The organism is Acidovorax sp. JMULE5 (assembly GCF_013376875.1).
GTDB lineage: Bacteria > Pseudomonadota > Gammaproteobacteria > Burkholderiales > Burkholderiaceae_C > Acidovorax > Acidovorax facilis.
Genome location: NZ_CP035951.1, coordinates 5,355,178 through 5,380,751, shown reverse-complemented (window position 1 = coordinate 5,380,751; position 25,574 = coordinate 5,355,178). Strand labels below are relative to the sequence as shown.

Below are 25,574 nucleotides of genomic sequence, written 5' to 3'. Positions count from 1 at the left end.
GCGTGCCCCAGGGCTGGGGGTAGCCGCTCCAGTTTCAAAAAGGGATTGGGATAGACGCCTGTCCCTAACTTGACGCACCCCCGGTAAAAACCCGGTGGGTGCGCGGCTACCGCACTCCTACCATCGCCGCACCTTGAGGCCACGGTGGCCACGACCAGGAGGAGCTGTTTGATGAAGACCCACGTTGCCTTGCCCGTTAGCCAGCGGCTTTCACAGGCGCGCCGCCGCAGCCTCGTGCTGGCACTGGGAGGCGGTGCGGCCTTGGCCAGCCTGTCCGCCAGGGCGCAACCCGCTCCGGGCAAGGGCGACATTCTCATTGGCCGGCCTACCGCGCTGTCGGGTGGCATGGCCCCCTTTCTTGCGCCCATCCATGAAGGACAGGACGCTGCAGTGGAAGACGCCAATGCCAAGGGCGGCATTGGCGGACGCAAGATTCGCCTGGTGACGCTCGACGACGGGTTCGATCCGCGCCGCACGCTGGAGAACGCCAGGCAGCTGAGCGAGAAGGAGGGCGTGCTGGCCTTGTTTGGCGTGTCGGGCACCTCTCAGGTGATGGCGCTGCTGCCCTACTTGGTGCAAGCCAAGCTGCCACTGATCTCGGTGTACACGGGAAGCCCTGCCATCCGGGCGCAGCAGCATCCCTACCTCTTCACCACACGCGCCAGCTATGCCGACGAGCTGGTCAAGATCGTGCGCAACCTGGTGGCAGTGCAGACCTCCCGCATTGCCGTGGCCTACGAGAACAACGACTTTGGCAAGCTGCTGCTGCCGCTGGTCGAAAAAACCATTGCCGCCGAAGGCGCGAGGCTGGCCGGCTCGCATGCCATCGCGCCAACCGGGGCAGACGCCAACGACGCCGCAAAGGCCCTGGCTGCCCAGAAACCACAAGCCGTGCTGCTGGTGGCGGCGGGGCCGCCCGTGGTGGCCTATGTGCGGGCCAACCGCGCGCACCTCGGAGTGCCGGTCTACACCTTGTCGCTGGGCGCAGGCTCCGCAGTGCTCAAGGCGCTGGGTGACGACGCGCGCGGCTTGGCCGTTGCACGCACCGGCCCCTCGCCCACCAAGCCCACCATTGCGCTCACGCGGGACTTCCAGGCGTCCATGAAGCGCCACGACAAGCCTGTGGACTACGACCGCTACACCGGCTACATGGATGCGCGCGTGCTGATTGAAGGCCTGCGCGCAGCAGGGCCTGGCGTCACCCGGGCCAGCCTGGTCCAGGCCATGGAAGGCCTGGGCAACCTTGACCTGGGCGGCTACAGCTACCAGTTCAGCCCACAGAACCACCACGGCTCGAACTACGTGGACATCGCGGTGGTGGGCTCTGGCGGGGTGTACCGGCAGTGATGGCGTGAGGGCCCGATGAACGCTGCGGCGACAATGGCGGCCCTGTCACCGCTGCCTGTTCATCACTGTGTCCCACACTTCCCCTGTTTTTGACGTCGTCATCATCGGCGCCGGTGCTGCCGGCCTGTTCTGCGCGGGCCAGGCGGGCCAGCGGGGCCTGAAGGTGCTGCTGATCGACCACGCCGAAAAGGTGGCCGAAAAGATCCGCATATCGGGCGGCGGACGCTGCAACTTCACCAACCGCGACCTGGACCCCGCCGCGCCCCATAAACACTTTGTGGGGCAGAACCCGCAGTTCTGCCGCTCGGCGCTGTCACGCTATACGCCCGCCGACTTCATTGCGCTGGTGCAAAAGCACGGCATTGCCTTCCACGAAAAACACAAGGGACAGCTGTTTGCCGACCGCTCGGCCGAGGACATCATTGCCATGCTGCTGGCCGAGTGCGCAGCGGGCCAGGTGACGCACTGGCAACCTTGTGCGGTCAAAAATATAAAGTTTTTGGCCCCTGGCGCTTATCCATCAAGCGCTACCAGCTATCAAATTGATACTGACCGTGGCCCGGTGCAAGCGCGCTCGCTGGTCATTGCCACGGGAGGGCTGTCCATTCCCAAGATCGGCGCCACCGACTTTGGCTACCGACTGGCGCAGCAGTTCAACATCCCGCTTGTCGAGCGCCGCCCAGGCCTGGTGCCGCTGACTTTTGATGGCACGGGCTGGGCGCCGTATGCACAGTTGGCCGGCTTGGCGCTTCCGGTGCAAATCAGCACCGGTGTCCATGAAGGCCCCCACGCCCCACCGCTGCGCGGATCGCTGCCCCCCGAGGGGGCCGTTTTTGCCTTGGGGCGGCCCGGCGGCAAAAAGAAAGCCCGTATGGCCTTCGACGAAGACCTGCTGTTCACCCACCGGGGCCTTTCGGGCCCGGCCGTGCTGCAGATCTCCAGCTACTGGCAGGAAGGCACGCCGCTGGCCATCAACCTCGCGCCCACGGTGGATCTGCCCGCCGCGCTGGCGCAGGGCAAGGCCCGCTCCCGCAAGCTGATCGCCAACGAACTGGCCACCCTGGTCCCCAGCCGCCTGGCCGATGCCTGGGCGCAGCGCGAGGCCGACTGGCAGCGCCCCATCAATGAGGCCAGCGACAAGGCCCTGGCACGGTTGGCCGAGCAGCTGGCGCGCTGGGAGCTGACGCCCACGGGCACCGAGGGCTACAAGAAGGCCGAGGTCACGCTGGGCGGCGTGGACACCAAGGCGCTGTCGCAGCAGACCATGGAGTGCAAGACGCAGCCCGGCCTGTACTTCATTGGCGAAGTGGTGGACGTGACGGGCTGGCTGGGGGGCTACAACTTCCAGTGGGCCTGGGCCAGCGCTGCGGCGTGCGCGCAGGCGTTGGCAGTGACACCCCCCTGAGGCCCTGCGGGCCTTCCCCCCGCTCTCGCTACGCTGCCGCGACCTCTCGCGTCAACAATCCGCGATGCTGTCGGGCCCAGGCCTCTAACTGGTCGGCAGGCAGCGGGCGGCTGAAGTGGTAGCCCTGCAGCTCTTCGCAGTCCAGCGCACTCAGCACCTGCGCCGTGGCCAGGTCTTCCACCCCCTCGGCCACAATCTTGAGGCCCAGCGTGTGGCCCAGCGCGATGATGGCGCGCGTGATCGCCATGTCGGCGGGGTTGCTCAGCATGTCGTGCACGAAGGACTTGTCCACCTTGAGCCGGTCGATGTCAAAGCGCTTGAGGTAGGCCAAGCTGGAATACCCGGTGCCAAAGTCGTCGATGGACAACTGCACGCCCAGCGATTTGAGCGCGGCCAGTTGCTGCTCGGCCGCGTGGGCGTTGTCCATGAGCTGTGACTCGGTGATCTCCAGCTCCAGCCGGTGGGCCGGCATGCCGGTGCGCGCCAGCAGCGCCTCGATGTCGCTGACCAGCAGCGGGTCAGCCAGCTGCGCGGCCGAGAGGTTGACCGAGATGGAGACATGCGCCAGCGGATGGACCAGCGCGCGCGCGGATGGGCCCGACAGCGGCACCTGCCATCGCACCCATTGCTCGCAAGCCTGCTGCAGCACCCAGCCGCCGATCGCGCGGATCATGCCGGTCTCCTCGGCAATGGGGATGAATTCGCTGGGCGGGATGTGGCCCAGGGTGGCGTTGTTCCACCGCAGCAGGGCCTCCACGCCCAGCAGGCCGCCGCCCTTGGCGGCCAGACGCGGCTGGTAATGCAGGCTCAGTTCCTGGCGCTCCAGCGCGCGGCGCAGTTGCTGCTCCATCGTCTGGCGGGCCAGCGCGCGCTGGTCGGTCTCGGCCGAATAGAACAGCGCCATGTCGCGGCCCGTGGTCTTGGCCTCGTACATGGCGGCGTCGGCACGGCGCATGAGCTCGTCGATGTCGCTGCCGTCCTCGGGGTAGACGGCGATGCCCACACTGCACGACACGTTCAGCTCGTGCCCTTCCACCGGGTGGCTCTGGCGGATGAGCGGAATCAGGCGCCGCTCCACCAGCTGCTGCACATCCTCGCGCCCGGCCACGTCGCGCATCACCACCACGAACTCGTCGCCGCCCAGGCGGCTGACCGTGTCGCGGCTGCGCACGGCCTGCGTGAGGCGCCCGGCTACCGAGCGCAGCAGGCCGTCGCCGATGTGGTGACCCAGCGTGTCGTTGATGGCCTTGAAGCGGTCCAGGTCGATGAATAGCACGGCCACCTTCTCGCCCGTGATCGGCGCCTGCGCCAGCGCCATTTGCAGACGCTGCACGCACAGCGAACGGTTGGGCAACTCGGTGAGCACGTCGTGGTGCGCCAGGAACTGAATGCGCTCTTCGCTGCGCTTGCGGTCGGTGATGTCGATGGCGATGCCGATGTGGTTGGCCAACGTACCACCCTTGGTCTCGCGCACGGCCGACACCATGAGCCAGGCCGGATAGGTCTCGCCCGAGCGGCGGCGAAACCGCACCTCGCCCTGCCACGACTCCTTGTCGAGCATGGTGCGGTGGATCTGCGCCGACAGCGGCTCGGCACCCGACTCTTCCAGCAGAAAGCCCAGGTCCTCGCCGATGACCTCGTAAAAGTCGTAGTGCGTGCTGCGGCAGAACGCCTTGTTCACGCTGATGATCTGCTGATCGGCGTTCATGATGATGATGCCCTCGGACGAGGCCTCGAACACCTTGGCCCACAGCTCCAGCCGCTGCTCCATCACTTTGAGCACATTGATGGGCGTGAACGCGGTGAGCACCGAATCGCGCCCCTGGAACTGCAGGCGCCGCGCCGACAACACGGCCCAGGAAGGCTCGGCGGTGCCCTTCCAGCGCACCTCGAACTCATCGACCGAGCCCTGGTCCGCCAGGCGCTGGAAGAAGCGCGCCCGCACGCCGGGCTCCAGCCCCACGGCCCACGGGTCGGTCTTGCGGTCACCCAGCCAGTGGGCAGCCGGGGCGTTGGAGTGCAGCACTTCGTGCTCGGGCACCGAGGTGACCACCATGGGGATGGGGAAGGCCTCCACCAGCTCGCGCTGGGCCTCGGCAGCGCGGGCGCTGGCGGCCAGTTCCTGCTGTAGCACGCGGTCGCGGTCAAGCTGGGACAGCATTTCATTGAAAGCCGTGACGAGACGCCCGATCTCGTCACGGCTGACCCAGTGCGCGCGCAGTGTGTGGTCGCCGCTCTTGCGCACCTCGTCGGCCACCCGCGCCAGTTGCTGCAGCGGCTTGGCGATCTGCCGCGCCACCAGCGTCACGAGGGAGAGGATGCAGCCCAGCAGCACCAGCGCGGTGCCCAAATGCAGCCACATGCGAGCGAAGAGCCCATCCACACGGCGGTTGAGCAGCCGCTCCAGGTCCACGATGCCCACCGTCCAGGCATCGCGCAGCGCACCCAGCACCTGCATCTGCTGCGTGCCCACCTGCGCCATGGTCAGGCGCGACTCCCCCGCCGCCACGCCCTGCAGCAACGCCTGGAAGCCCTCCAGGGATTGGTGGAGCGCCTCGCGCGGCCCCTGCAAGGCCGCCCGCATTTCGGGCGAGCCTGCGATGAATGCCTGGTTGTAGTCCGCCTCAATGCCCTGCATCACAGCATCCAGCCGCCCCACCAGCGTGAGCAGCTCAAAGGACCACTGCGGACCGCGCCCGGTCTGCGCCGCGTTCAAGAACACCACCGTGTCGTGCACCGCCTGCAGCAGCTCTGGAAACCGCAGCACCACCAGCGACATGCCGTAGTAGCTGTCGAGATCCGGGTCCAGAATCAGGTTGGACTGGTTGCCTACCGTGGTCAGCAGCTCGCGGCCCTCGCGCAGCAGCTGGCTGCGCATCCCGGTCAGCACCTGCGCATCCGTTGCAGACGGCGGCCTGGCGGCCAGCTGCCCGAGCACCATGCTGAAGCGTTCGCCCACTTCCTGCGTGCGCAACTGCTCGTCATACGCCTTGCGCACGCCCGTCAGCCGTGCAATCACATCGCCCGCCAGCGGCGGCTGCTGGGATGCATCCAGAAACTGCCCCATGAGCCCGTCGCGGAGCACCGCCGCATACGTGGTGCCCACGATCTCCTTGCGTGTGAAATCGATGGCCACGTACTTTTCGTGGATCAGGATGCTGGACACATAGATCACCGCCGACAGGTCCAGCAGATAGATGAGCATGAGCTTGCGCCCCACACTGAGGCGGCCCAGCCAGCCCGAAACGCGGTGCATGAATGCCATGGTGTCTGTGGCGGCAGGCCCACCCGGGCGGATGACCTGGGCAACCCACCGACGGTGGTAAGTGATTGTTACAACGTGAAGCAATTTCCACGCCATTGCGCGGCCTGAGGATGGACGGAGGCAGTGCTTCCGGTGAGCACGACCTCAGTCCTTATTCGGGCGCGGCCCGCAGCAGTGCCACATGGCCCTTGCCCAGCCAGGCCACCAGTGGCGGCGCCCCGCAGCGAGAGACGGGACGCAGGGAGCTGCACAGGGGGTACTTCCCATCCGCGCCACAAAGGCTATAATCTCCGGCTTTGCTGGCAATGCCCCGTCGGCCAAATACTAGTTACAGACGGGGAAACCGCTCTGTACGGACTTGAGGCCCGATCTCCCCAAGCCCCTCTGCAGGCACCATTTGGAAAACCATTAGCTAATGACTACGATCCGCGTAAAAGAAAACGAACCCTTTGACGTTGCACTGCGCCGCTTCAAGCGCACCATTGAAAAGCTCGGCCTGCTGACCGACCTGCGCGCCCGTGAGTTCTACGAAAAGCCCACCGCCGAGCGCAAGCGCAAGAAGGCAGCCGCCGTGAAGCGCCACTACAAGCGCGTTCGCAGCATGCAACTGCCCAAGAAGATGTACTGATCCATCTTCGGCCCCGAGCCTTTTGCTTGGGTCCCAAAACCCGCGCTAGGGACGCCAAGCGCGGGTTTTTGTTTTTCGGGTTTGCCAAAAGGCTTTCTGGCGTCGTTGCAACGCCTTGCCGTAGCGAGACTACTGTCTGCGGCGTTGACGCCTAGCCAGAAAGCCTTTTGGCAAACCCTTGTCCCTGTTTGAAACCCAAAAAAAGGAAGCCGCCATGAGCCTCAAGGACCAGATCACCGAAGACATGAAGACCGCCATGCGCGCCAAGGACAGCGAGCGCCTGGGCACCATCCGCCTGCTGCAGGCTGCGATGAAGCAAAAGGAAGTGGACGAGCGCATCGAGCTGGACGATGTGGCCGTGGTCGCCATCGTGGACAAGCTCATCAAGCAGCGCAAGGACTCGATCACCGCCTTTGAAGGCGCGGGCCGCCAGGACCTGGCCGACAAGGAAAAGGCCGAGATGGCTGTGCTGCAGGCCTATCTGCCCGAGCGCATGTCGGCCGAAGAAACGCTGGCCGCCGTGAAGGCCATCGTGGCCGAAATCGGCGCATCAGGCCCTGGCGACATGGGCAAGGTGATGGGCGTGGTCAAGACCCGCCTGGCGGGCAAGGCCGACATGGGCCAGGTGTCGGCTGCGGTGAAGGCGGCGCTGGCGGGCTGACCGCCCCCTCACCACCACCCAGTCAGTATCTTTTTGATAGCTGCTACCGCTTGCCAGACGGGCGGTAGCAGCTATTTTTGCTTCAAACCTGGGTGCTTCCCCCCGCGTCGGCATCCCGCGCCATCCACCCGGCGCGGAAATGCTCCTGCAGAAACTCCACGCACACCCGCACCTTGGCCGACCGCTCCAGCCGCGTGGGGTACACGGCCCACACATTGGCCTCCTGCTGCCACTGCGGCAGCACCTGCACCAGGCGCCCGGTCTTCAGGTGCGCGCCCACATCCCACAACGAGCGCAGCACCACGCCACGCCCGTCCACCGCCCACTGCACGGCCATCTCGCCGTTGTTGGCCGACAGCGGGCCGCGCACCTTGACCGATTCTTCCTGCGCGCCGCAGCGCAGGCGCCACACGCCAAACGGGTGGTCGCGTTCCTTGATCACCAGGCAGTCATGCGCAGCCAAGTCCGCCACCGTGCGCGGAGCGCCCTTGCGCTGCAGGTAGGCGGGCGCTGCGCACAGCACGCGGTGGTTGTCGGCAAGGCGGCGCGCGATCAGGTGTGGGGCAATTTCATCGCCCACGCGCACATCCAGGTCAAACCCCTCGCCCGCCACATCCACCAGCCGGTCAAATACCTCCAGCCGCACCTGCAGCCCCGGGTGCTGCTCCACCAGACGCGACAGGGCAGGCGCCACGATCTGCCGCCCAAAGCCGAAGCTGCTGCTCACGCGCAGCAGCCCGCGCGGCTCGCTGCGCGTGATGGCCACCTCCTGCATGAGTTGCTCCATGTCGTCCAGGATGCGCAGCGCCCAGTGGAAAACGCGCTCGCCTTCCTCCGTCACCGCCACCCGGCGGGTGGTGCGATGCAGCAGCATGACCTGCAGGTCCTGCTCCAGCAGGCGGATGCGCTTGCTCACATAGGCGGGCGACGTGCCGAGCTCTGCAGCGGCCGCGCCAAAGCTGGACTTGCGAACCACCGCCGTAAAAACGCGCAAATCGTCGGCTGAGGGGTTTTTATGCACGATGTGTGAAAAATGGAGCCACAGTTGGCAGATTGTAGTTTTTGATGGCTCTCGAAATAATGCAGTGCACACACCGGCCGCACCCACCTGCGGCTTCCCTCTACCCTGCCCCCACCCTACCCAGCACCATGAACGCCCCCACCACCAAGACCTACCGCATCGCCGTCCTGCCCGGAGACGGCATCGGCAAAGAAGTCATGCCCGAAGGCCTGCGCGCCATCCAGGCCGCTGCAGCCCGCTTTGGCTTTGAACTGCAGTTGCACGAATTCGAATGGGCCAGCTGCGACTACTACGCCCAGCACGGAAAAATGATGCCCGACGACTGGAAGGCGCAACTGTCGGGCATGGACGCCATCTTCTTCGGCGCCGTGGGCTGGCCCACCACCGTGCCCGACCATGTGTCGCTGTGGGGATCGCTGCTCAAATTCCGCCGCGAGTTCGACCAGTACATCAACCTGCGCCCCGTGCGCCTGTTTGAAGGCGTGCCTTGCCCCCTGGCTGGCCGCAAGCCCGGCGACATCGACTACTACGTGGTGCGCGAAAACACCGAGGGTGAATACACATCGCTCGGCGGCATCATGTACGAAGGCACCGACCGCGAGATCGTGATCCAGGAGTCTGTCTACTCGCGCCACGGTGCGAACCGCCTCTTGAAGTTCGCGTTCGAGCTGGCCCAAAGCCGCCCTAAGAAGCACGTCACCCTGGCCACCAAAAGCAACGGCATTGCCATCAGCATGCCCTGGTGGGACCAGCGCGCCGACGACGTCGCCAAGGGCTACCCCGAGGTCACGCTGGACAAGCAACACATCGACATCCTCACCGCCCGCTTTGTGCTGCAGCCCGGCCGCTTTGACGTGGTTGCGGCCACCAACCTGTTTGGCGACATCTTGAGCGACCTGGGCCCGGCCACCACCGGCACCATTGGCCTGGCCCCCTCCGCCAACCTGAACCCCGAGCGCAACTTCCCCAGCCTGTTCGAACCCGTGCACGGCTCGGCACCCGACATCTATGGCAAGAACATTGCGAACCCGATTGCCATGATCTGGTCGGGCGCGCTGATGCTGGACTTCCTGACCCAAGGTCAGGGTGCAGGGCGCCAGGCGCACGATGCCATCGTCACGGCCATCGAAGAAACCCTCAAGAGCGGCCCGCGCACGCCGGACCTGGGCGGCACGGCCAGCACCACGCAGGTGGGCGAGGCCATTGCGGCGCGGGTGGCAGCCGTTTGATCGATCTTGCGCAGCGCTCCTGATTCAATAGCTGCTAGCGCTCTCTAATAAAGCGCTAGCAGCCAATTTCACTAAGAATTGGCTATCAGCCACCACCTGGCGGGACCTTGTAATGTTCGCTGATGCGGTGTTCGGCGCGCTCTGCCGCAGCGGCGACCCGCGCCGAACCGCTCTGTACCCGCGCCCAACACCACCGCAGCACGCCAGCAAGTGCGAGCCCTGCGTTTCGCGCCGCAGGGTGGGCAGGGACAGACGGATGTGTGACGCGGCGGTAGGAGTGTTTCATAGCGCAGCGATGCTCGCGCCGGGCTTACCATCTGTAAAGTTGAATTCAATGACGATTCACTTCACAAAACCTGATGCGTAACCTCAACCTCGACCAGTTGCAAACCCTGATCGCCATCGCCGACCTGGGCACCTTTGCCGCCGCCGCGCAGGCGCTGCACCTGGCGCCGCCCACGGTCAGCATGCACATCAAGGAATTGGAGTCGCGCCTGGATGCCGCGCTGGTGGTGCGTGGCCGCCGCCAGGCAGACCTCACGCCTGCGGGCGAGGTGCTGGTGCGCGAGGGCCGCCAACTGCTGCTGGCCAGCGACGACCTGGTGGAGCGCGTGCGCCGCCGCGCCTCGGGGCGCGAGGGCATCGTGCGCGTGGGGGTGTCGGCGGGCGTAAGCACGCGCCTGCTGCCCCGCATGCTGGAGGCGCTGGCAGCGCGCTGCCCCGGTGTGGAGATCCGGCTGGAGGCCGTGGGCTCGGCCGATTCGATGCAGCGGCTCAAGGCAGGCACGCTGGACATTGCCATCGTTGCCAGCCCCCAGCCGCCGCTGGCCGAGGTGAAGCAAACGCCCTGGCGCAACGACCCCATGGTGGCCCTGCTTCCTGCCGCGTGGGACGCGCCAGACCGCATCGGTCCCGACTGGCTGGCCAGCCGCCGCTGGGCCTCGTTCGCCCCCGCCACACAAATGCACGGGCTGATTGCGAACTGGTTTGGCCAGGCGGGCCACCACCCCCGCCCCTTTCTGGCCCTGAGCTACCCCGGCGCGCTCAAAAGCCTGGCGGTGGCCAGCCAGTGCGCCGCGCTGCTGCCGATGGAGGAGGTGGAGGACCTGAAGGGGGCAACCGACGTGCAGATCCGCCCCCTGCAGCCCCCACTCATGCGCCCCATGGCCGTGGCGCACCGCCACCAGCCACCGCCCTCACCGGCCGTGGAGGGCGTGCTGCAAGTACTGGCCGAATTTGCAGACTTCGCGGAGTGATGGCTGGGCTTACCGCCCGCCATCACGCTAGCGGCAAGCCCAGAGAACCTGAAGTTACAAAGGCCCTCACCATGGCGAGGGCCTTTGTGAGAGACAGAGGACTAAAGTCCCACGATGCACACCGGCAGGCTGCCCCCACGGCATACCGTATCCGTGGGCGTCAGCTCCCCGCCACCTTCATGCGATTGACCAGGATCGAACCCACGGTCTTGGCCCCGTAGTTGTAGGCATCCGCCCCCACAGCCTCGATGCCCTTGAGCATGTCTTTGAGGTTGCCCGCGATGGTGATCTCGTGCACCGGGTAGGCGATCTTGCCGTTCTCCACCCAGAAGCCGCTCGCACCGCGCGAATAGTCGCCGGTCACGTAGTTCACGCCCTGGCCCATCAGCTCCACCACAAAGAGGCCCGTGCCCAGCTTTTGCAGCATGGCGTCCAGGTTGTCGCCCGCTTGCGTGAGGCGCGAGGTCATCACCAGGTTGTGCGAGCCGCCCGCATTGCCCGTGGTCTTCATGCCCAGTTTGCGGGCCGAGTAGCTGGACAGGAAGTAGCCCTCGACGCGCCCTCCTTTGACCACCTTGCGCGGCGCCACGCGCACGCCTTCTTCGTCAAAGGGCGAGCTGCCCTTGCCGCGCAAGATGAAGGGGTCTTCCAAAATGTCGATGTGTTTGGGAAAGACCATCTTGCCCAGCGAGTCGAGCAAGAAGCTGCTCTTGCGGTACAGCGAGCCGCCGCTGACGGCCTGCACAAAGCCGCCCAGCAGGCCGGCGGCCAGGGTGGATTCGAACAGTACCGGGCATTGCGTGGTGGGGATCTTGCGCGAGCCCAGGCGGCTCAACGCGCGCTGCGCGGCGTAGCGGCCCACGGCCTCGGGCGATGCCAGTTCGGTGGCGTCGCGCATGGAGCTGTACCAGGCATCGCGCTGCATCTCGGCGTTGCGGCCGGGCAGCGAGGCGATGGGTGCGACGGAGAAGCTGTGGCGCGAACTGGCATAGCCGCCGCGAAAGCCGCGTGTGTGGGCGCTGAAGAAATGGCTTTGCTGGGCTGAAACGCCCGCGCCTTCGCTGTTGGTGATGCGGCGGTGCGTCTTGAGCGCGGCGGCCTCGCAGGCCTTGGCGATTTCAGCGGCCGCTTCGCTGGTGATGGCCCAGGGGTGGAACAGGTCCAGGTCACGGTGCGTGTCGGCCGGGGCGATGTCATCGGCGTCCGGCAAGCCTGCCATGGGATCTTCGGCCGTGAAACGGGCGATGTCGTAGGCTGCCTGCACGGTCTGCTCGATGGCCTTGTTCGAGAAATCGGACGTGCTGGCGTTGCCACGGCGTTTGCCAAGGTACACCGTCACGCCCAGGGATTTATCGCGGTTGCGCTCCACGTTCTCCAGCTCGCCCTTGCGCACGCTGACCGACAGGCCGCAGCCCTCGGACGCCTCGGCACCTGCGTCGGTGGCGCCGAGCTTTTTGGCATGGGACAGGGCGCGGTCCACCAGGTCTTCAAAGAACGCGCGGCTGTAGCTGAAGCCGTTGTCAGGGGTGCGGGAGGTGGCAGGCGCGGGCGCAGCGGCAGCCGCGCTTTGGGCGCGCGCGGCGCGGGTGGAGGGTTTATTCATAGCGGCAGCTATGATACTTGCCGCTGTGGCGCGCTCTGCGCCGCTTCTCTTTTTGCCCCCACCCATGTCACGCAAACCCAAAAAAGGCTACTTTGTGCGAGGCCAGTTCGTTGCCGAAGGCAGCGAAATGGACATTCAGCTCAAGGCCGAACTCAAAGGCACGCCCGATGCCAGCCGCACCGATCTCAAGCGCGAAAGCGACGAACTGCAGGAGCTGGGCAAAGAGCTTTTGAGCTTGCGCGCCGACCTGTTCGAGGCGGTAGGTCTGCCCGACAAGCTGGTGGACGCGCTGGCCGAGGCCAAGCGCATCACCAACTTTGAAGGCAAGCGCCGCCAAATGCAGTACGTGGGCAAGATCATGCGCAAGCTCGAACCCGAGCTGGTGCAGGCCGCCCGCCAGGCGCTGGAAGAGCAGCACAAGGGCTCGGCCACCGAAAAGATGCAGTTGCACCTGGCCGAACACTGGCGCGACCGCCTGATTGCCGACGATGACGCGCTGGCCCCCTGGATGGCCGAGCACCCCACCACCGACACGCAGCAGTTGCGCGCGCTAATCCGCCAAGCCCGCAAGGACGCACAGCCTGCGGGCAAGGAGGCCAATGCCCAGGTCTCGCAAGGCCTGGCCCCGCGCAAGGGCCGCGCCTACCGCGAGCTGTTCCAGCTGGTGCGCGAGCACCTGGGCGGCACGGGTGCAGACGACGCCAGCGATATCGATGAGGACCACGGCGATGAGTGAGCCTTCCGCCCTGCACGACCCGGTGAAGATCGGCATCGTCTCCATCAGCGACCGCGCCAGCAGCGGTGTCTATGAAGACAAGGGCCTGCCCGCGCTGCAGGACTGGCTCACGCGCGCACTGCACAACCCCATCACCTTCGAATCGCGCCTGATCCCCGACGAGCAGGAAGGCATCAGCGCGGCGCTGATCGAATTGGTCAACGCAGGCTGTTGCCTGGTGCTGACCACCGGCGGCACGGGCCCTGCCTTGCGCGACGTGACGCCCGAGGCCACGTTGGCCGTGGCGCACAAGGAGATGCCGGGCTTTGGCGAGCAGATGCGCCAGATCAGCCTGAAGTTCGTGCCCACCGCCATCCTCTCGCGCCAGGTGGCCGTGGTGCGGGATCAAAGCTTGATCATCAACCTGCCCGGCCAGCCCAAGGCGATTGCCGAGACGCTGGAGGGCTTGAAGGATGCGGATGGCAAGCAGGTCGTGCCGGGCATCTTTGCGGCCGTGCCGTATTGTGTGGACCTGATCGGCGGGCCGTACATCGAGGCGCGTGACGAGGTCTGCAAGGCGTTTCGGCCCAAGAATGCAGTGCGAGCGCCTCGCTCGGCCTGATTCTTAGAGGTTCAAAGCGAAAATAGCTGCTAGCGCTTGTTTTATAAGCGCTAGCAGCTATATTTTTTATAGCAGACTGATTCTTGAATACAGAGCGGGTGAGCCGCTATTTGCCCACCAGTTCGTTGAGCTTGCCTGCCTCAAACTGCTCCTTGAGCGCCGCGTCACATGGCACGCAATCCTTGTTCTGCGGGTTGGCAGACAGCTTCTCAATGGCCTGCCACAGCAGCGCAATCTGGTGCTCCTGCGACGAGGCGTTGTCGATCAACCCGCGCATGGCCTGCGAGAGCGGATCGTCCTCCTGCGTGATGCCGTAGGCCGTGAACTTGCGCGCCTGCTGCGGCTCGGTCACGTCCGCACTTTGGCCCTCTTTGGACGGGATGATGCGGGCCGGAATGCCCACCGCCGTGGCGCCCGCAGGCACCGGCTTGATGACCACGGCATTGCTGCCGATCTTCGCGCCGTCACCCACTTCAAAGCCGCCGAGCACCTTGGCGCCCGCACTCACCACCACGTCCTTGCCCAACGTGGGATGGCGCTTGGCACCTTTGTACAGCGAGGTACCGCCCAGCGTGACGCCCTGGTAGATGGTGCAGCCGTCGCCGATCTCGGCGGTCTCGCCCACCACCACGCCCATCGCATGGTCGAAGAACACGCGCTCGCCAATCTTCGCGCCGGGGTGAATTTCGATGCCCGTGAACCAGCGCGCAAAGTGCGAAATAAAGCGACCGAGCCATTTCAGGCCGTGGTGCCAGCACCAGTGCGCGGGGCGATGCAGCCAGATCGCGTGCAGGCCCGGATAACAGGTGATCACCTCCCACGTGCTGCGCGCGGCAGGATCGCGGTCGAGGATGCACTGGATATCGGAGCGCAGGCGGGCGAACATCGGTTCTTTTCGTTATGTGTTTATGGCCGCACAGTCTAGCGTTTCGCCTCAGCGGCCTCGATCATGGCTTTGGCGACACCTCTCAAGATGTGGATTTCTTCAGGGCTCAGCTGCGCGCGATTGAAAAGCTGGTTAAGGCGGGGCATGAGCTTCTTGGGCGCGGCCGGGTCCAGAAAGCCGATGGAGGTGAGCGCCTGCTCCCAATGGCCCAGCATGCCCGCCACCTGCGCGGCGTCGGCCAGGGCGCGCTGTGGTGTGGCATCCAGCACCGGGAACCCGCCCAGCGCCATGCGCCATTCGTAGGCAATCACCTGGATGGCGGCGCCCAGGTTGAGCGAGCCAAAGCCGGGGTTGGTGGGAATCGACAGTGCTACATGGCAGCGGTACACATCCTCGTTGGTCATGCCAAAACGCTCGGAGCCAAACAGGAAGGCGACACCGGCCTGGCCGGCTTCCGCAGCCGATGGATCTTCTGGATTTGAGGTGTTTTTGACCTCTAGCGCTTTTCCATCAAGCGCCAACAGCTCTTGTTTTAATAGCAACTCGAAATGGGCACGCGGCGCAGCCGTGGGCGGCCCGAAGTCGCGCGGGGTCATCGCCGTGGCGCACAGGTGGCTCATGCCGTCCAGCGCCTCATCGAGCGTTGCCACGATGCGGGCGTTCTCCAGCACGTCGAGCGCGCCACTGGCGCGCTGGATGGTTTCCTCGCGCCGCAGCACGTTGGCCCAGCGCGGGGCCACCAGCACCAGGTCATCAAAACCCATGGTTTTCATGGCGCGGGCGGCAGCGCCCACATTGCCGGCGTGGCTGGTGTTGATCAGGACAAAACGGGTCTTCATGGGGAGGTGCAGGACAAGGGAAAAGGCAAGCGGTTAGGCGAAAAAGAGGCTCTGCGGGTAAAATCCTGCCCTCATTGTCGCCGCCCGCATCGCCGGGTCGGATCGCACCGCTCCTGATTCGCAGGCTGCCTCGCTTCATTGTTGACGCACGGCGCCCTGCTCACCACCACAATTTATGTCGTCCAACCTGCACCCCATGCTTAACGTGGCCATCAAGGCCGCACGCGCCGCCGGCGCCATCATCAACCGCGCGGCCCTTGACGTGGAATCGGTGCGGATCTCGCAAAAGCAGATCAACGACTTTGTGACCGAAGTGGACCACGCGTCCGAAAAAATCATCATCGAGACGCTGCTGACGGCCTACCCCGGCCACGGCATCCTGGCCGAAGAGTCGGGCAGCGAATACGGCGCCAAGGATTCGGAATTTGTCTGGATCATCGACCCGCTGGACGGCACCACCAACTTCATCCACGGCTTTCCCGTGTACTGCATCAGCATCGCGCTGGCTGTGCGCGGCAAGGTCGAGCAGGCCGTCATCTATGACCCCTCGCGCAACGACCTGTTCACCGCCACCAAGGGCCGTGGCGCCTACCTGAACGAGCGCCGCATCCGCGTTTCCAAGCGCACCCAGCTCAAGGACTGCCTGATCTCCACCGGCTTCCCCTTCCGCCCGGGCGACAACTTCAAGAGCTACCTGAACATGATGGCCGACGTGATGCAGCGCACCGCCGGCCTGCGCCGCCCCGGCGCCGCCGCGCTGGACCTGGCCTATGTGGCTGCGGGCTTCACCGATGGTTTCTTTGAAACCGGCCTGTCGATCTGGGACGTGGCTGCGGGCTCGCTGCTGGTGACCGAGGCTGGTGGCCTGGTGGGCAACTTCACGGGCGAAGCGGACTTTCTGGAGCAGCGCGAGTGCCTGGCCGGCAGCCCCCGCATCTACGGCCAGCTGGTGCCTATTCTGGGCAAGTACAGCAAGTTTGCGAGCGCTGGCGACAAGGCGGCTGTGCGCCAGGCGGCTGCGGCAGACGCACCCGTCAGCGCTGAAGCCGAGGCTGCAGCCGATGTGGAGTCCGACACCACGGGTGCCGCCCCACAGGCCGACGCTCCCAAGAGCGAAGACGCGCCGTTCTGATCTCAACTACCGCGGCCAGCAGTGAAGGCAGCGCACGATGACCAACGAAGAGCCACCGCCTCTGGCGGTGGTGCCGAGGCGCGAAGCAACTCAGGGGGTTGTCCTTTATCCAGGGTCGGGGTATTTCTGGGCAATGCTGCGGAAGTCTTCCGCAATGTCCACAAACGCATCCACCATATCGGGGTCAAAGTGCGTGCCCTTGCCGCGAATGATGGTGTTGCAGGCCTGGTCGTGTGAAAACGCGGGCTTGTAGACGCGCTTGCTGATGAGTGCGTCGTACACATCGGCCACGGCCATGAGGCGCGCCGACACCGGGATGGCATCGCCCGCCAGGCCCTGCGGGTAGCCTGAGCCATCCCACTTCTCCTGGTGGCTGTAGGCGATCTCCTTGGACACGCTCAAGAACGCCACGCGCATGCCCAGGCGCCGCTCGGCTTCGTCAATGGCGTTGCGGCCCAGGGTGGTGTGGGTTTTCATGATCTCGAACTCTTCCACCGTTAGCTTGCCGGGTTTCAGCAAGATGCTGTCGGGGATGCCGATCTTGCCGATGTCGTGCAACGGAGCGGACTTGTAGAGCAGCTCGATCATGCGGTCGTTGAGCACCGGCTCGAAACGCGGGTGGTGGCGCAGCCGCTCGGCCAGCGTCTTCACATACAGCTGGGTGCGGCGAATGTGGTTGCCGGTTTCGTTGTCGCGCGTCTCTGCCAGCGATGTCATGGCCATGATGGTCACGTCCTGGATGGCCTGCACCTCCAGCGTGCGCATGGCTACTTCGCGCTCCAGGTAGGAGCTTTTGTCGCGCAGGAAATCCGCCGTGGCCTTGAGCGCCAGATGGGTGTTGACCCGCGCCAGCAGGATGGGCGGACTGATGGGCTTGGTGATGTAGTCCACGGCCCCCAGGGCCAGGCCCGCGCGCTCGTCGTCGGTGTCGGAACGCGCCGTGAGAAAGATCACCGGGATGTCGCGCGTGGCCGCCGCAGCCTTCAGGCGCCGACACACCTCATAACCATCCATCTCGGGCATCATGATGTCGAGCAGGATCAGGTCGGGAGGGGTGTCGGACTGCGCGATCTTCAGGGCCTTCTCGCCATGGTTGGCCACCTTCACCAGGAAATGCTCGCGCAGCAGGCTGCCCATGAGGGTGAGATTGTCCGGCGTGTCGTCCACCACCAGCACCGTGGCGATCGGCTTGTCAACAAGAGCGGCCTGTGGGGAGGCAAAGGGCGCGTTGTCCATGGAAGTTCCTGGGTGTTGTGCCGCTCAAGGGGTGTGAACGGCAGGGTGTTCGGGGCCTGACACGGCGGCCATTGCCGACAGTGCTTGCTCAAAATCAAAATTCTGGGTGTGCATCTCGACCACCGTGAAGCTGCTCCCCAGCGCGGATTGGAGCACCTGAACATTGTGTTGGAAAAACTCGGGGGCTGCAGGGTCGTCCTGCTCCAGCAGCATGCGCAGCTTTTGCAGGACCGCCGTGGCGCCCACTCCCTGCAGCGCGGTCCCAGCAGGGGCTTCCAGGCCTTCCGGCCGCCCCGTTTGCTGCCCCTGCATCCACGCCTGCAATCCCGTCAGCAGGGGCTGCAACGCAGCGCCCAGGGTGGCCGTCAGTCCCGCGGACATTTCGGCACCCGCCCCACTGCGCAAGGCCTGCTCCAGCGCTTGTGCATGGGCCGACACCTCCTGCGCGCCAATGTTGGCCGCGACCGAGCGCAGGGTGTGGGCCAGCCGCTCGGCCAGCACCACATCTGCGCTGGCGACGGCCTGCTCCAGATGCGCAATCACCGACGACTGGCCTTGCACAAATCGCCGCAGCATCTCGGCGTACAAGCCCGGCTTGCCCAAGGCGCGCTGCAGACCCAGGCGGGTGTCCAGCCCGGCAACTGCGGGAAAAGCCGCTGCCACCGCAGCGTCAGCCCCCTCCGGCGCCATCCCATCAGCTCCCCAATCCGAACTGGCACCAGCGCCTGCTGCGCGGGGCCCCCCCTCCACAGGCGGTTTGCCCAGCCCCGGCCGGGGTCGAATCCAGCGGCTCAGGGCGGCCCACAACGCCGCAGGCTCGATGGGTTTGGCCACATGGTCGTTCATGCCGGCCGCAAAACAGCGCTGGCGATCAGACTCCATCGCGTTGGCCGTCATGGCCACGATGGGCAGGTGGGCATGGCGCGGATTGCTGCGCAATTGCCGCGTGGCCGTTTCACCGTCCATGACAGGCATCTGCATGTCCATCAGCACCACGTCATAGGCCTTGCGCTCGATGCGGTCGAGGGCGATCTGGCCGTTCTCGGCAACATCCACGGCAAAACCGGCTTCGAGCAAGAGTTCGACCGCCACCATCTGGTTGAGCTCGTTGTCCTCCACCAGCAGCACCGACGCTCCCCGGATCTCCAGCGGCAGCTCGTCGGCAGCGGGCGCGGGGGTGACGGCGCGGCGCGGGCTGTAGGTGGAGTGTTCCAGCGGCTGCATCAGCGTGTCAAACAGCAGCGAGGCGTTGACGGGTTTGATCAGCACCGTGTCGATGCCCTGAACGCGGGCGGCACGCATCACGTCCTCGCGGCCGTAGGCCGTGACCATGAGCATCTTGGGCACCTGCGCCATGCCCAGGCCCCGGATGTGGCCCGCCAGCTCCACGCCGTCCATGCCCGGCATGTGCCAGTCCAGCAGTAGCAGGCCAAACGGCTGGTGCCGTGCCATGGACTCGCGCAGCCGGTCGAGCGCCTCGAGGCCGGAGTGGGCTTGCTCCACCTCAAAACCCATGGCCAGCAGCATGTCGGACAACACGGTGGCCGCTGTCTGGTTGTCGTCCACCACCAGCACACGGCGGCCCCGGAGGTCCGGGGGCGGCAGCAGCACGCGCGCGGGCGCACCGCGTTCGAGCGGCACAGTGACCCAGAACGTGGAGCCCTGGCCAAAGGTGCTCTGCACTCCCACCTCGCCGCCCATCAGCTCCGCCAGGCTCTTGCAGATAGCCAGGCCCAGGCCCGTGCCGCCATAGCGGCGCGTGGTGGAGGTGTCCGCCTGCTGGAAGCTCTGGAACAGCCGTCCCATCTGTTCCGGCGTAAGTCCGATACCGGTGTCACGCACTTCAAACCGCAGCATCACCCGGTTGCCCTCTGCCTCCAGCAGCCGCACGGCAATGCTGATCTCGCCCGTTTCAGTGAACTTGATGGCGTTGTTGGCAAAGTTGATGAGGATCTGGCCCAGGCGCAGCGAGTCACCCACCAGATTGGGGGGCACGTCGGCCGCCACATCGCAAACCAGCTCCAGCCCCTTGGCACCGGCCTTGTAGCCCACCACGTCGGACACACTCTCCAGCATGCGGTCGAGCACAAAGGGCTGCTTCTCCACCATGAGCTTGCCTGCCTCGATCTTGGAAAAATCCAGGATGTCGTTGATCACGCCCAGCAGGTGCTGGCCGGCCTGCTGGATCTTGCTCACGTAGTCGTGCTGGCGTGCTGTCAGGCCCGACTTGAGCGCTAGGTGCGACATGCCGATGATCGCGTTCATCGGCGTGCGGATCTCGTGGCTCATGTTGGCCAGGAAGTTGGACTTGAGTGCGGTGGACTCCTCGGCCAGCTCCTTGGCGCGGCGCAGGTCCTGCTCGGCGCGCTGACGGTCGGTGATGTCGACAAAGGTCCCAATGGCCCCGCCCGGCGAGCCGTCGGGCCGCGAAAAGCCGTGCAGCCAGAACAGCGTGTGGTGCACCTTTCCATCGGCATACGGCAGGTCCACCTCCTTGTGCACCGACTGAACCCCGTGTAAGGCCTCCTGCGCGTCCGCATCGAAGCGTTCGCGCTCGGTCTCGGGCAGGAACGCTAGGTCCCGCACGGTCTTGCCGATCAGTGCCTCGCGCTGCACCCCAAAGGCCTGCTCGTAGGCACGGTTAAAGCCGATGTACCGGCCGTCCGCGCCCTTGTAGAACAGCGGCACGGGGATGGCGTCAATCAGTGCCTGCTGGAAATCCAGCTGCTCGGCCACCTGCTGTTCCAGCAGCTTTTGTTCGTGGATATCCACGTTGACGCCCACCACCCGCACCGCCCGCCCGTTGCCATCGCGAAATATGCGGGCCGCCGACAGGAACCATCGCACCTCACCGTCCGGCCGCACGATGCGCCAGGAATCGCGAAGGTGGGTCTCGCCGCCCGCCAGGGCACTCGAAAAGGCGGCCACCGCGCGGGCGCGATCATCGGGGTGCAGAACCGCCTGCCAGTCACGCTGGGAGCGCACCTCCGTGCCCGGCGCCAGGCCGAGCAACGCCAGCAGCTTCTCGCTCCACAGCACCTGGGAGGTGAGCAGGTCAATGTCGAACACACCGATCTTGCCGGCCTCCTGCGCCAGCTCCAGCCGGTCTTTGGCCTGCTGCATGGCGATCTCGGCCCGGCGCTGCTCGCTGACGTCCTCGATCACCCAGAGGGATGCGTTCTTGAACCCCTCCATTTGCACGCTGCGTCCTGCCATGCGTGCCTCAAAGCTGTGGCCATCCAGGCGAAACAGCGTCGACACCTGCCGCACGGCGCCCCCGGCGTTCAGCACGGGACCGACCTGGCCGTAGAACTGCTTTGCGCGGTCTTCCCCACCCAGCAACACCCCGACGTCCAGCCCCAGCAGCTCGGACGCCGTGCTGCCCATCAGCTCCACAAACGCCGGGTTGAACTGCCGGAACTTCCCGTCCCCCACCAGCGCAATGGGGGGCGCGTTGTCAAAGATGGCGGTTTGCTGCTCCAGCAGCTCGTTGAGCAGACGCTCACGCCGCTCCAGCTCCTTCTGTGCCTGGATACGCCCCGAGGCGTCTTCGTGCAGGCCGACGATGGCAATGCGCTTGCCACGCTCGTCAAACACGGGCGAGAGCGTAGCCTCGTCGTGGTAGAGGCTTCCGTCCTTGCGACGGTTGACAAACTGCCCTTGCCACGAGCGGCCCGAAAGCAGCGTGGACCACATCTCCTGGTAGGTCTGCGCCGGGGTCTGGCCACTGGACACCACCGACGGCTTCTTGCCACGCACCTCTTGCAGTGTGTAGCCGGAGTTGCGCTCGTACTGCGGATTGACCCAGTCGATGCGCCCGTCTCCATCGGTGATGACCACCGAGACCGGGCTGCTCCCCAGCGCAGCGCCCAATACCCTGAAGCGCTCCAGCGCAGCGCTCACCCGCGCCCGGCTGCGCAGCAGCTCCAGCAGCAGCAGCCCCAGCAGGCTCAGCAGCACGAAGGCAGCCCCTCCCACCTTCAGGCGCTCAGCCCCCGTCATCAGGGTGCTCACGTCATCCAGCATCGCCAGCTGCCACTGGCCGCCGGGGTCGCTCCAATCGACCTGGCGGCGCTCCACTGCGTAGTTCACCCCGTCGATGACAACCTCGCCCGCATCCGGCGCAAAGGGCAGTGAAGAAGCCAGGCCCTTGTCGAAGTGGTTGCCAAACTGGCGCGAAGCGCGGATGGAATCAATGCGCGCCTGCGTGAGCGGCGGCGCCACGGCAAACAGCCACTCGGGCCGCGTCGATGCGAACACCACGCCTTGCGGAGACAACAGCACGGTGGGCAACTGGGTGCTCTTGAGCACCTCGTCAAACAACTCGAACCCCACCTTGAACATCACCACACCGATGATGGAGCTGGAAGGCGTGTCGTTTTCATACAGCGGCGCGGCGTAATAGAGGCCACGCTCCTGCGAGTTGCTGCCAATGGCGGCATACACGCTGATGGCGCCCTTGATGGCCTGCTGAAAATACGGACGAAACGCCAAGTTGATGCCGGTGGATCGGCCCCCCGGCGTCTCGTGCGCCACCACCGTGCCATCGGCCGCCATGACATACACGCCGTTGACCAGAAACCGCCCCCGGGCCACCCCCAGCCGCGCCAGGGCTTCAGGGTCGTCCGGTGCCAGCTGCCCCAGGGCCATCGCCTTGAGCAGCGGCTCGCTCAGGCCCAGCAACGACACCGCGCCCAGCATGCCGCCACCCGTAATCCGGGCCTGCAGCGTGTCCACGGTCTGCTGCAGCAGCTTGGCACGCTCATCAGCACGTTGGGCACCTTGCCAGTGCATGGCCCCCAGCACCACCAGCCAGGCCCCCACCAGTGCCGCGGCCACCACCAGCACCAGACCGCGCACGCCCGGGGCATTGCGGTCCAGCACCTTGTCCAGAAACCCGCCCACGCCCTCACCCACCCGCGTCACGCGGAACCTCCGTCCAAGCCCTGGCCAACCAGCGAGCGGCTCTTACCGAGCGGGATACAGCAAGGCATCAATGTCCCCCACCGGCCCGGGCCGCCCAAACAGATACCCCTGAAACCCCTCACACCCATGCAGCCTCAGGAAACTCAGCTGCCCCGTCGTCTCCACCCCCTCGGCCACCACCTCCAGGTCCAGGCTCTTGGCCAGCGCCAGGATGGTGCGCACAATCGCCGCGTCGTTGGGGTCCGTCAGCACGTCCCGCACAAAGCTCTGGTCGATCTTGACCTGGTCCAGCGGCAGTCGCTTGAGGTAGCTCAAGGATGAGTAGCCGGTGCCAAAGTCGTCCAGCGCAAATCCCACGCCTTCGCTCTTGAGCTGCACCATGCGTGCGATGGTGTCTTCGATGTCTCCCAAGAGCAGGCTTTCGGTGAGTTCGAGCTTGAGTTTGCGGGGGTCGGCGTGGTGGTTCTTGAGGGTCTGCAGCACTTCGGCCACGAAGCCCGGTTGCCTGAACTGCCGGGCGCTGACGTTGACCGAGATGGACAGGTGGGCGGTGGCTTCGTGCTGGCCCCAGCGCTGCAGTTGTTCGCAGGCGGTTTGCAGCACGTATTGGCCTAAAGGGAGGATCAGGCCGGTCTGTTCGGCCAGGGGGATGAAGTCGCCGGGGCTGATCATGCCGCGCTGGGGGTGGCGCCAGCGCACCAGGGCTTCTGCGCCCATGAGCTGGGACTGGTGGTCCACGACGGGCTGGTAGTGCACCACCAGTTCTCCCCGGGCCAGGCCCTGGCGCAGGTCGGCTTCCAAGTTGGAGCGGGCGTTGACGGCCGCTTGCATGTCGGGGTCGAAGAAGCGCTGGGTGTTGCGCCCTGCGGCCTTGGCCTGGTACATGGCCAGGTCGGCGCGTTTGAGGAGTTCGTCCACCGTGAGGCGTTCGTCGCCAAAGAGGGTGATGCCGATGCTGGGGGTGCTGTAGTGCTGGGCACCGTCGAGTTCAAAGGGCTGGTTCAGGCTGGCCAGGAGTTTCTCGGCCACGGTTTCTGCCTGGGTGGCGGCGTCTTGCAGGTCGGGGGCCAGGGCTTCGAGCATGACGACGAATTCGTCGCCGCCAAAGCGGGCCACGGTGTCGGCTTCGCGCACGCTGCCCACCAGGCGGGTGGCGACCTGGGACAGGAGCTGGTCGCCCATGTCGTGGCCCAGGGTGTCGTTGAGGTCTTTGAAGTTATCGAGGTCGATGAACAGCAGGGCGCCGAGGTTCTTGGTGCGCTGGCAGGCGGCGATGGAGCGCTGCAGGCGGTCCAGCAGCAGGCGGCGGTTGGGCAGGCCTGTGAGGGCGTCGAAGAAGGCCAGGCGCTCGATTTCTTGTTCTGCGCGCTTGCGGTCTGTGATGTCCATGGTGAAGCCATGGGACACCACCGAGCCATCGGGCTCGCGGTGCGGAATGGCATTGGTCATGTGCCAGCGCACGCTGCCGTCGGGCATGCGCACACGGTACTCACACTGCCAGGGCACCAGCCTGCGCACCGACGTGATCGCCGAGCGCTGCACCTGCGGCAGGTCTTCGGGCAACACCCGGTGCATGAGCACGCCGTGGTCGGCGGTCACCTGGCTCGGCTCCACGCCCATGAAGTCACGCACTGCATCGCTGATGTACTGCACGCTGGTGCCGCCATCCGCATGCAGTCGGTACTCGTAGATAAAGCCCGGGATGCGGCTGGCAATGCGCTGGATGAACAGCAGCTGCTCGCGCAGCTGTTCGGCCGCGCGGTGTTCGTCCGTCACGTCCTGCACCACGCCCATCACCACCTGCACCCCGTCGCGCGGCAACGTGCGCTGCACGCGCGACCGCATCCACCGCACTTCGCCATCGGGCCGGCGCCAGCGGTATTCCACATCCAGGCCGGCACCTGGCATGCGGGCCTTGTCGAACACATGGCGGTCCTCGGGCAGGATGCCGCTCACGGCGCGCTCTGGGTCGACCCATTCCTGCTGTTCGAAGCCAGCGATGTCGCACAGGCCGGGCGACCACAGCAGCACCGTTTCACCCGGGTCTTCGATGCGGCGCCAATGGCCCGTGCGGGCCAGGCTCTCCATGGTGTTGAAGACCTCGGTCTGTTCGCGCAGTTCGCGGCGCACTTCTTCCAGGGCGCGTTCGGACGCTGCCAGCGCGGCACGCAGGGTTTCGGCCTCGGTGGCATCGCGCACGGTGACCACGATGCAGTCGCTGGTCACACGGCGCGCTGACAGATCCCAGGCCAGCAGCAGCCGACCCGGCTCGCGCACCACCTGGCGGCATTCGAGCGGCGCACCCACGCGGGCCACGCCTTGCAGTTGGTCCATGAGGGGGGTGCCCGCCAGCAGGTCAAACACCTCGCAGGCATCCGCTCCGGGGTTGCGCACCGCCCCCAGGCCGGGCATGCGCCGTGCGGCAGCGTTGGCGGCCAGCAGCAGCAGACGGCCGTGCTGCAACCGGAACTCCATCAAGGCCACCGGAACGGCATCGACCAGCGCCTGCAGACGCGCCTGCGCCATCGGCTCTATGTGGCCCTCGCCAGCGGGGGCAAGGAGATCGGTCAACAGTTCGGACGAGATCACGGTCGCTCTGAAACCTTTGAAGCCTGCGGTGGGTAGGAATCCCGCCTGCGCATGGCGGGGCCGAGGGTCACAGCCAATGTGCCAGCATACAGGCAAGAGTATGTCAAAACGTAACGAACAATAAAAACCTGTGGCATTTGCCCAAGGGAAAACCCGGAGCCCTTCGTGCAGCACGGCGATGACCGTATCAGCCTGGGCCAACGGGCTCCATCCC

The 25,574-nt window shown here is 65.7% G+C and carries 17 protein-coding genes; 9 read left to right on the top strand and 8 right to left on the bottom strand.

Features of this window, described 5'->3' with window-relative positions; genetic code table 11:
* Positions 1-171 precede the first annotated feature (171 nt).
* Together EXV95_RS24450 and EXV95_RS24445 are read left to right on the top strand one after the other, a co-directional pair.
* Positions 172-1,347: an ABC transporter substrate-binding protein gene (locus EXV95_RS24450; RefSeq protein ID WP_176888841.1), complete on the top strand. Its 1,176-nt coding sequence runs from the start codon at positions 172-174 to the stop codon at positions 1,345-1,347.
* Between the two features lie 67 nt (positions 1,348-1,414).
* Positions 1,415-2,752 (top strand): NAD(P)/FAD-dependent oxidoreductase, encoded by a 1,338-nt coding sequence (locus EXV95_RS24445; RefSeq protein ID WP_176888840.1) that lies wholly within the window; start codon positions 1,415-1,417, stop codon positions 2,750-2,752.
* Positions 2,753-2,780: 28 nt separating this feature from the next.
* On the opposite strand, the gene EXV95_RS24440 is transcribed toward EXV95_RS24445, so the two are convergent.
* Positions 2,781-6,017 carry an EAL domain-containing protein gene (locus EXV95_RS24440; protein ID WP_176888839.1) on the bottom strand — a complete coding sequence of 1,079 codons (3,237 nt, stop codon included), beginning with the start codon at positions 6,015-6,017 and terminating at the stop codon, positions 2,781-2,783.
* Positions 6,018-6,432: 415 nt separating this feature from the next.
* On the opposite strand from EXV95_RS24440, the gene rpsU reads away from it, so the two are divergent.
* Both rpsU and EXV95_RS24430 read left to right on the top strand, forming a co-directional pair.
* Positions 6,433-6,645, top strand: coding sequence for a 30S ribosomal protein S21 (gene rpsU, locus EXV95_RS24435; RefSeq protein ID WP_005799779.1), 213 nt, complete (start codon positions 6,433-6,435; stop codon positions 6,643-6,645).
* A 214-nt stretch (positions 6,646-6,859) separates the two neighbouring features.
* Positions 6,860-7,306 (top strand): GatB/YqeY domain-containing protein, encoded by a 447-nt coding sequence (locus tag EXV95_RS24430; RefSeq protein WP_176888838.1) that lies wholly within the window; start codon positions 6,860-6,862, stop codon positions 7,304-7,306.
* Positions 7,307-7,388: 82 nt separating this feature from the next.
* Here EXV95_RS24430 and EXV95_RS24425 read toward each other — a convergent pair whose 3' ends face one another.
* A complete protein-coding gene (locus tag EXV95_RS24425; RefSeq protein WP_176888837.1) occupies positions 7,389-8,327 on the bottom strand; it encodes a LysR substrate-binding domain-containing protein in 939 nt (312 codons plus the stop codon).
* Between the two features lie 128 nt (positions 8,328-8,455).
* Between EXV95_RS24425 and EXV95_RS24420 the strand changes: the two genes are divergently transcribed.
* Complete coding sequence (locus EXV95_RS24420) at positions 8,456-9,556, top strand: tartrate dehydrogenase (protein WP_176888836.1); 1,101 nt, start codon at positions 8,456-8,458, stop codon at positions 9,554-9,556.
* 359 nt (positions 9,557-9,915) lie between these two features.
* The gene (locus tag EXV95_RS24415; protein WP_176888835.1) at positions 9,916-10,812 is read left to right on the top strand and encodes a LysR family transcriptional regulator; all 897 of its coding nucleotides are present in this window, start codon (positions 9,916-9,918) and stop codon (positions 10,810-10,812) included.
* Between the two features lie 160 nt (positions 10,813-10,972).
* On the opposite strand, the gene pmbA is transcribed toward EXV95_RS24415, so the two are convergent.
* Positions 10,973-12,415: a metalloprotease PmbA gene (pmbA, locus tag EXV95_RS24410; RefSeq protein WP_176888834.1), complete on the bottom strand. Its 1,443-nt coding sequence runs from the start codon at positions 12,413-12,415 to the stop codon at positions 10,973-10,975.
* Positions 12,416-12,479: 64 nt separating this feature from the next.
* On the opposite strand from pmbA, the gene yjgA reads away from it, so the two are divergent.
* Positions 12,480-13,151, top strand: coding sequence for a ribosome biogenesis factor YjgA (gene yjgA, locus EXV95_RS24405; protein ID WP_176888833.1), 672 nt, complete (start codon positions 12,480-12,482; stop codon positions 13,149-13,151).
* The gene (gene mog / locus EXV95_RS24400; protein ID WP_176888832.1) at positions 13,144-13,752 is read left to right on the top strand and encodes a molybdopterin adenylyltransferase; all 609 of its coding nucleotides are present in this window, start codon (positions 13,144-13,146) and stop codon (positions 13,750-13,752) included. The genes yjgA and mog overlap by 8 nt, the downstream gene beginning before the upstream one ends.
* A gap of 106 nt (positions 13,753-13,858) precedes the next feature.
* Here mog and cysE read toward each other — a convergent pair whose 3' ends face one another.
* Positions 13,859-14,638, bottom strand: a complete 780-nt coding sequence (cysE, locus tag EXV95_RS24395) for a serine O-acetyltransferase (protein ID WP_176888831.1) — start codon at positions 14,636-14,638, stop codon at positions 13,859-13,861.
* A gap of 35 nt (positions 14,639-14,673) precedes the next feature.
* Positions 14,674-15,477 carry an RNA methyltransferase gene (locus tag EXV95_RS24390; protein WP_176888830.1) on the bottom strand — a complete coding sequence of 268 codons (804 nt, stop codon included), beginning with the start codon at positions 15,475-15,477 and terminating at the stop codon, positions 14,674-14,676.
* Between the two features lie 175 nt (positions 15,478-15,652).
* On the opposite strand from EXV95_RS24390, the gene EXV95_RS24385 reads away from it, so the two are divergent.
* Positions 15,653-16,609 carry an inositol monophosphatase family protein gene (locus EXV95_RS24385; protein WP_176888829.1) on the top strand — a complete coding sequence of 319 codons (957 nt, stop codon included), beginning with the start codon at positions 15,653-15,655 and terminating at the stop codon, positions 16,607-16,609.
* 105 nt (positions 16,610-16,714) lie between these two features.
* Here EXV95_RS24385 and EXV95_RS24380 read toward each other — a convergent pair whose 3' ends face one another.
* From EXV95_RS24380 to EXV95_RS24370, 3 genes are read right to left on the bottom strand one after another with little or no spacing between them, the layout of a single operon-like run.
* Positions 16,715-17,845 carry a two-component system response regulator gene (locus tag EXV95_RS24380; protein WP_055400172.1) on the bottom strand — a complete coding sequence of 377 codons (1,131 nt, stop codon included), beginning with the start codon at positions 17,843-17,845 and terminating at the stop codon, positions 16,715-16,717.
* A gap of 24 nt (positions 17,846-17,869) precedes the next feature.
* Positions 17,870-22,771 (bottom strand): PAS domain S-box protein, encoded by a 4,902-nt coding sequence (locus EXV95_RS24375; RefSeq protein ID WP_176888828.1) that lies wholly within the window; start codon positions 22,769-22,771, stop codon positions 17,870-17,872.
* Positions 22,772-22,813: 42 nt separating this feature from the next.
* Positions 22,814-25,360, bottom strand: a complete 2,547-nt coding sequence (locus EXV95_RS24370) for a bifunctional diguanylate cyclase/phosphodiesterase (RefSeq protein ID WP_255484860.1) — start codon at positions 25,358-25,360, stop codon at positions 22,814-22,816.
* Between the last annotated feature and the right edge of the window lie 214 nt (positions 25,361-25,574).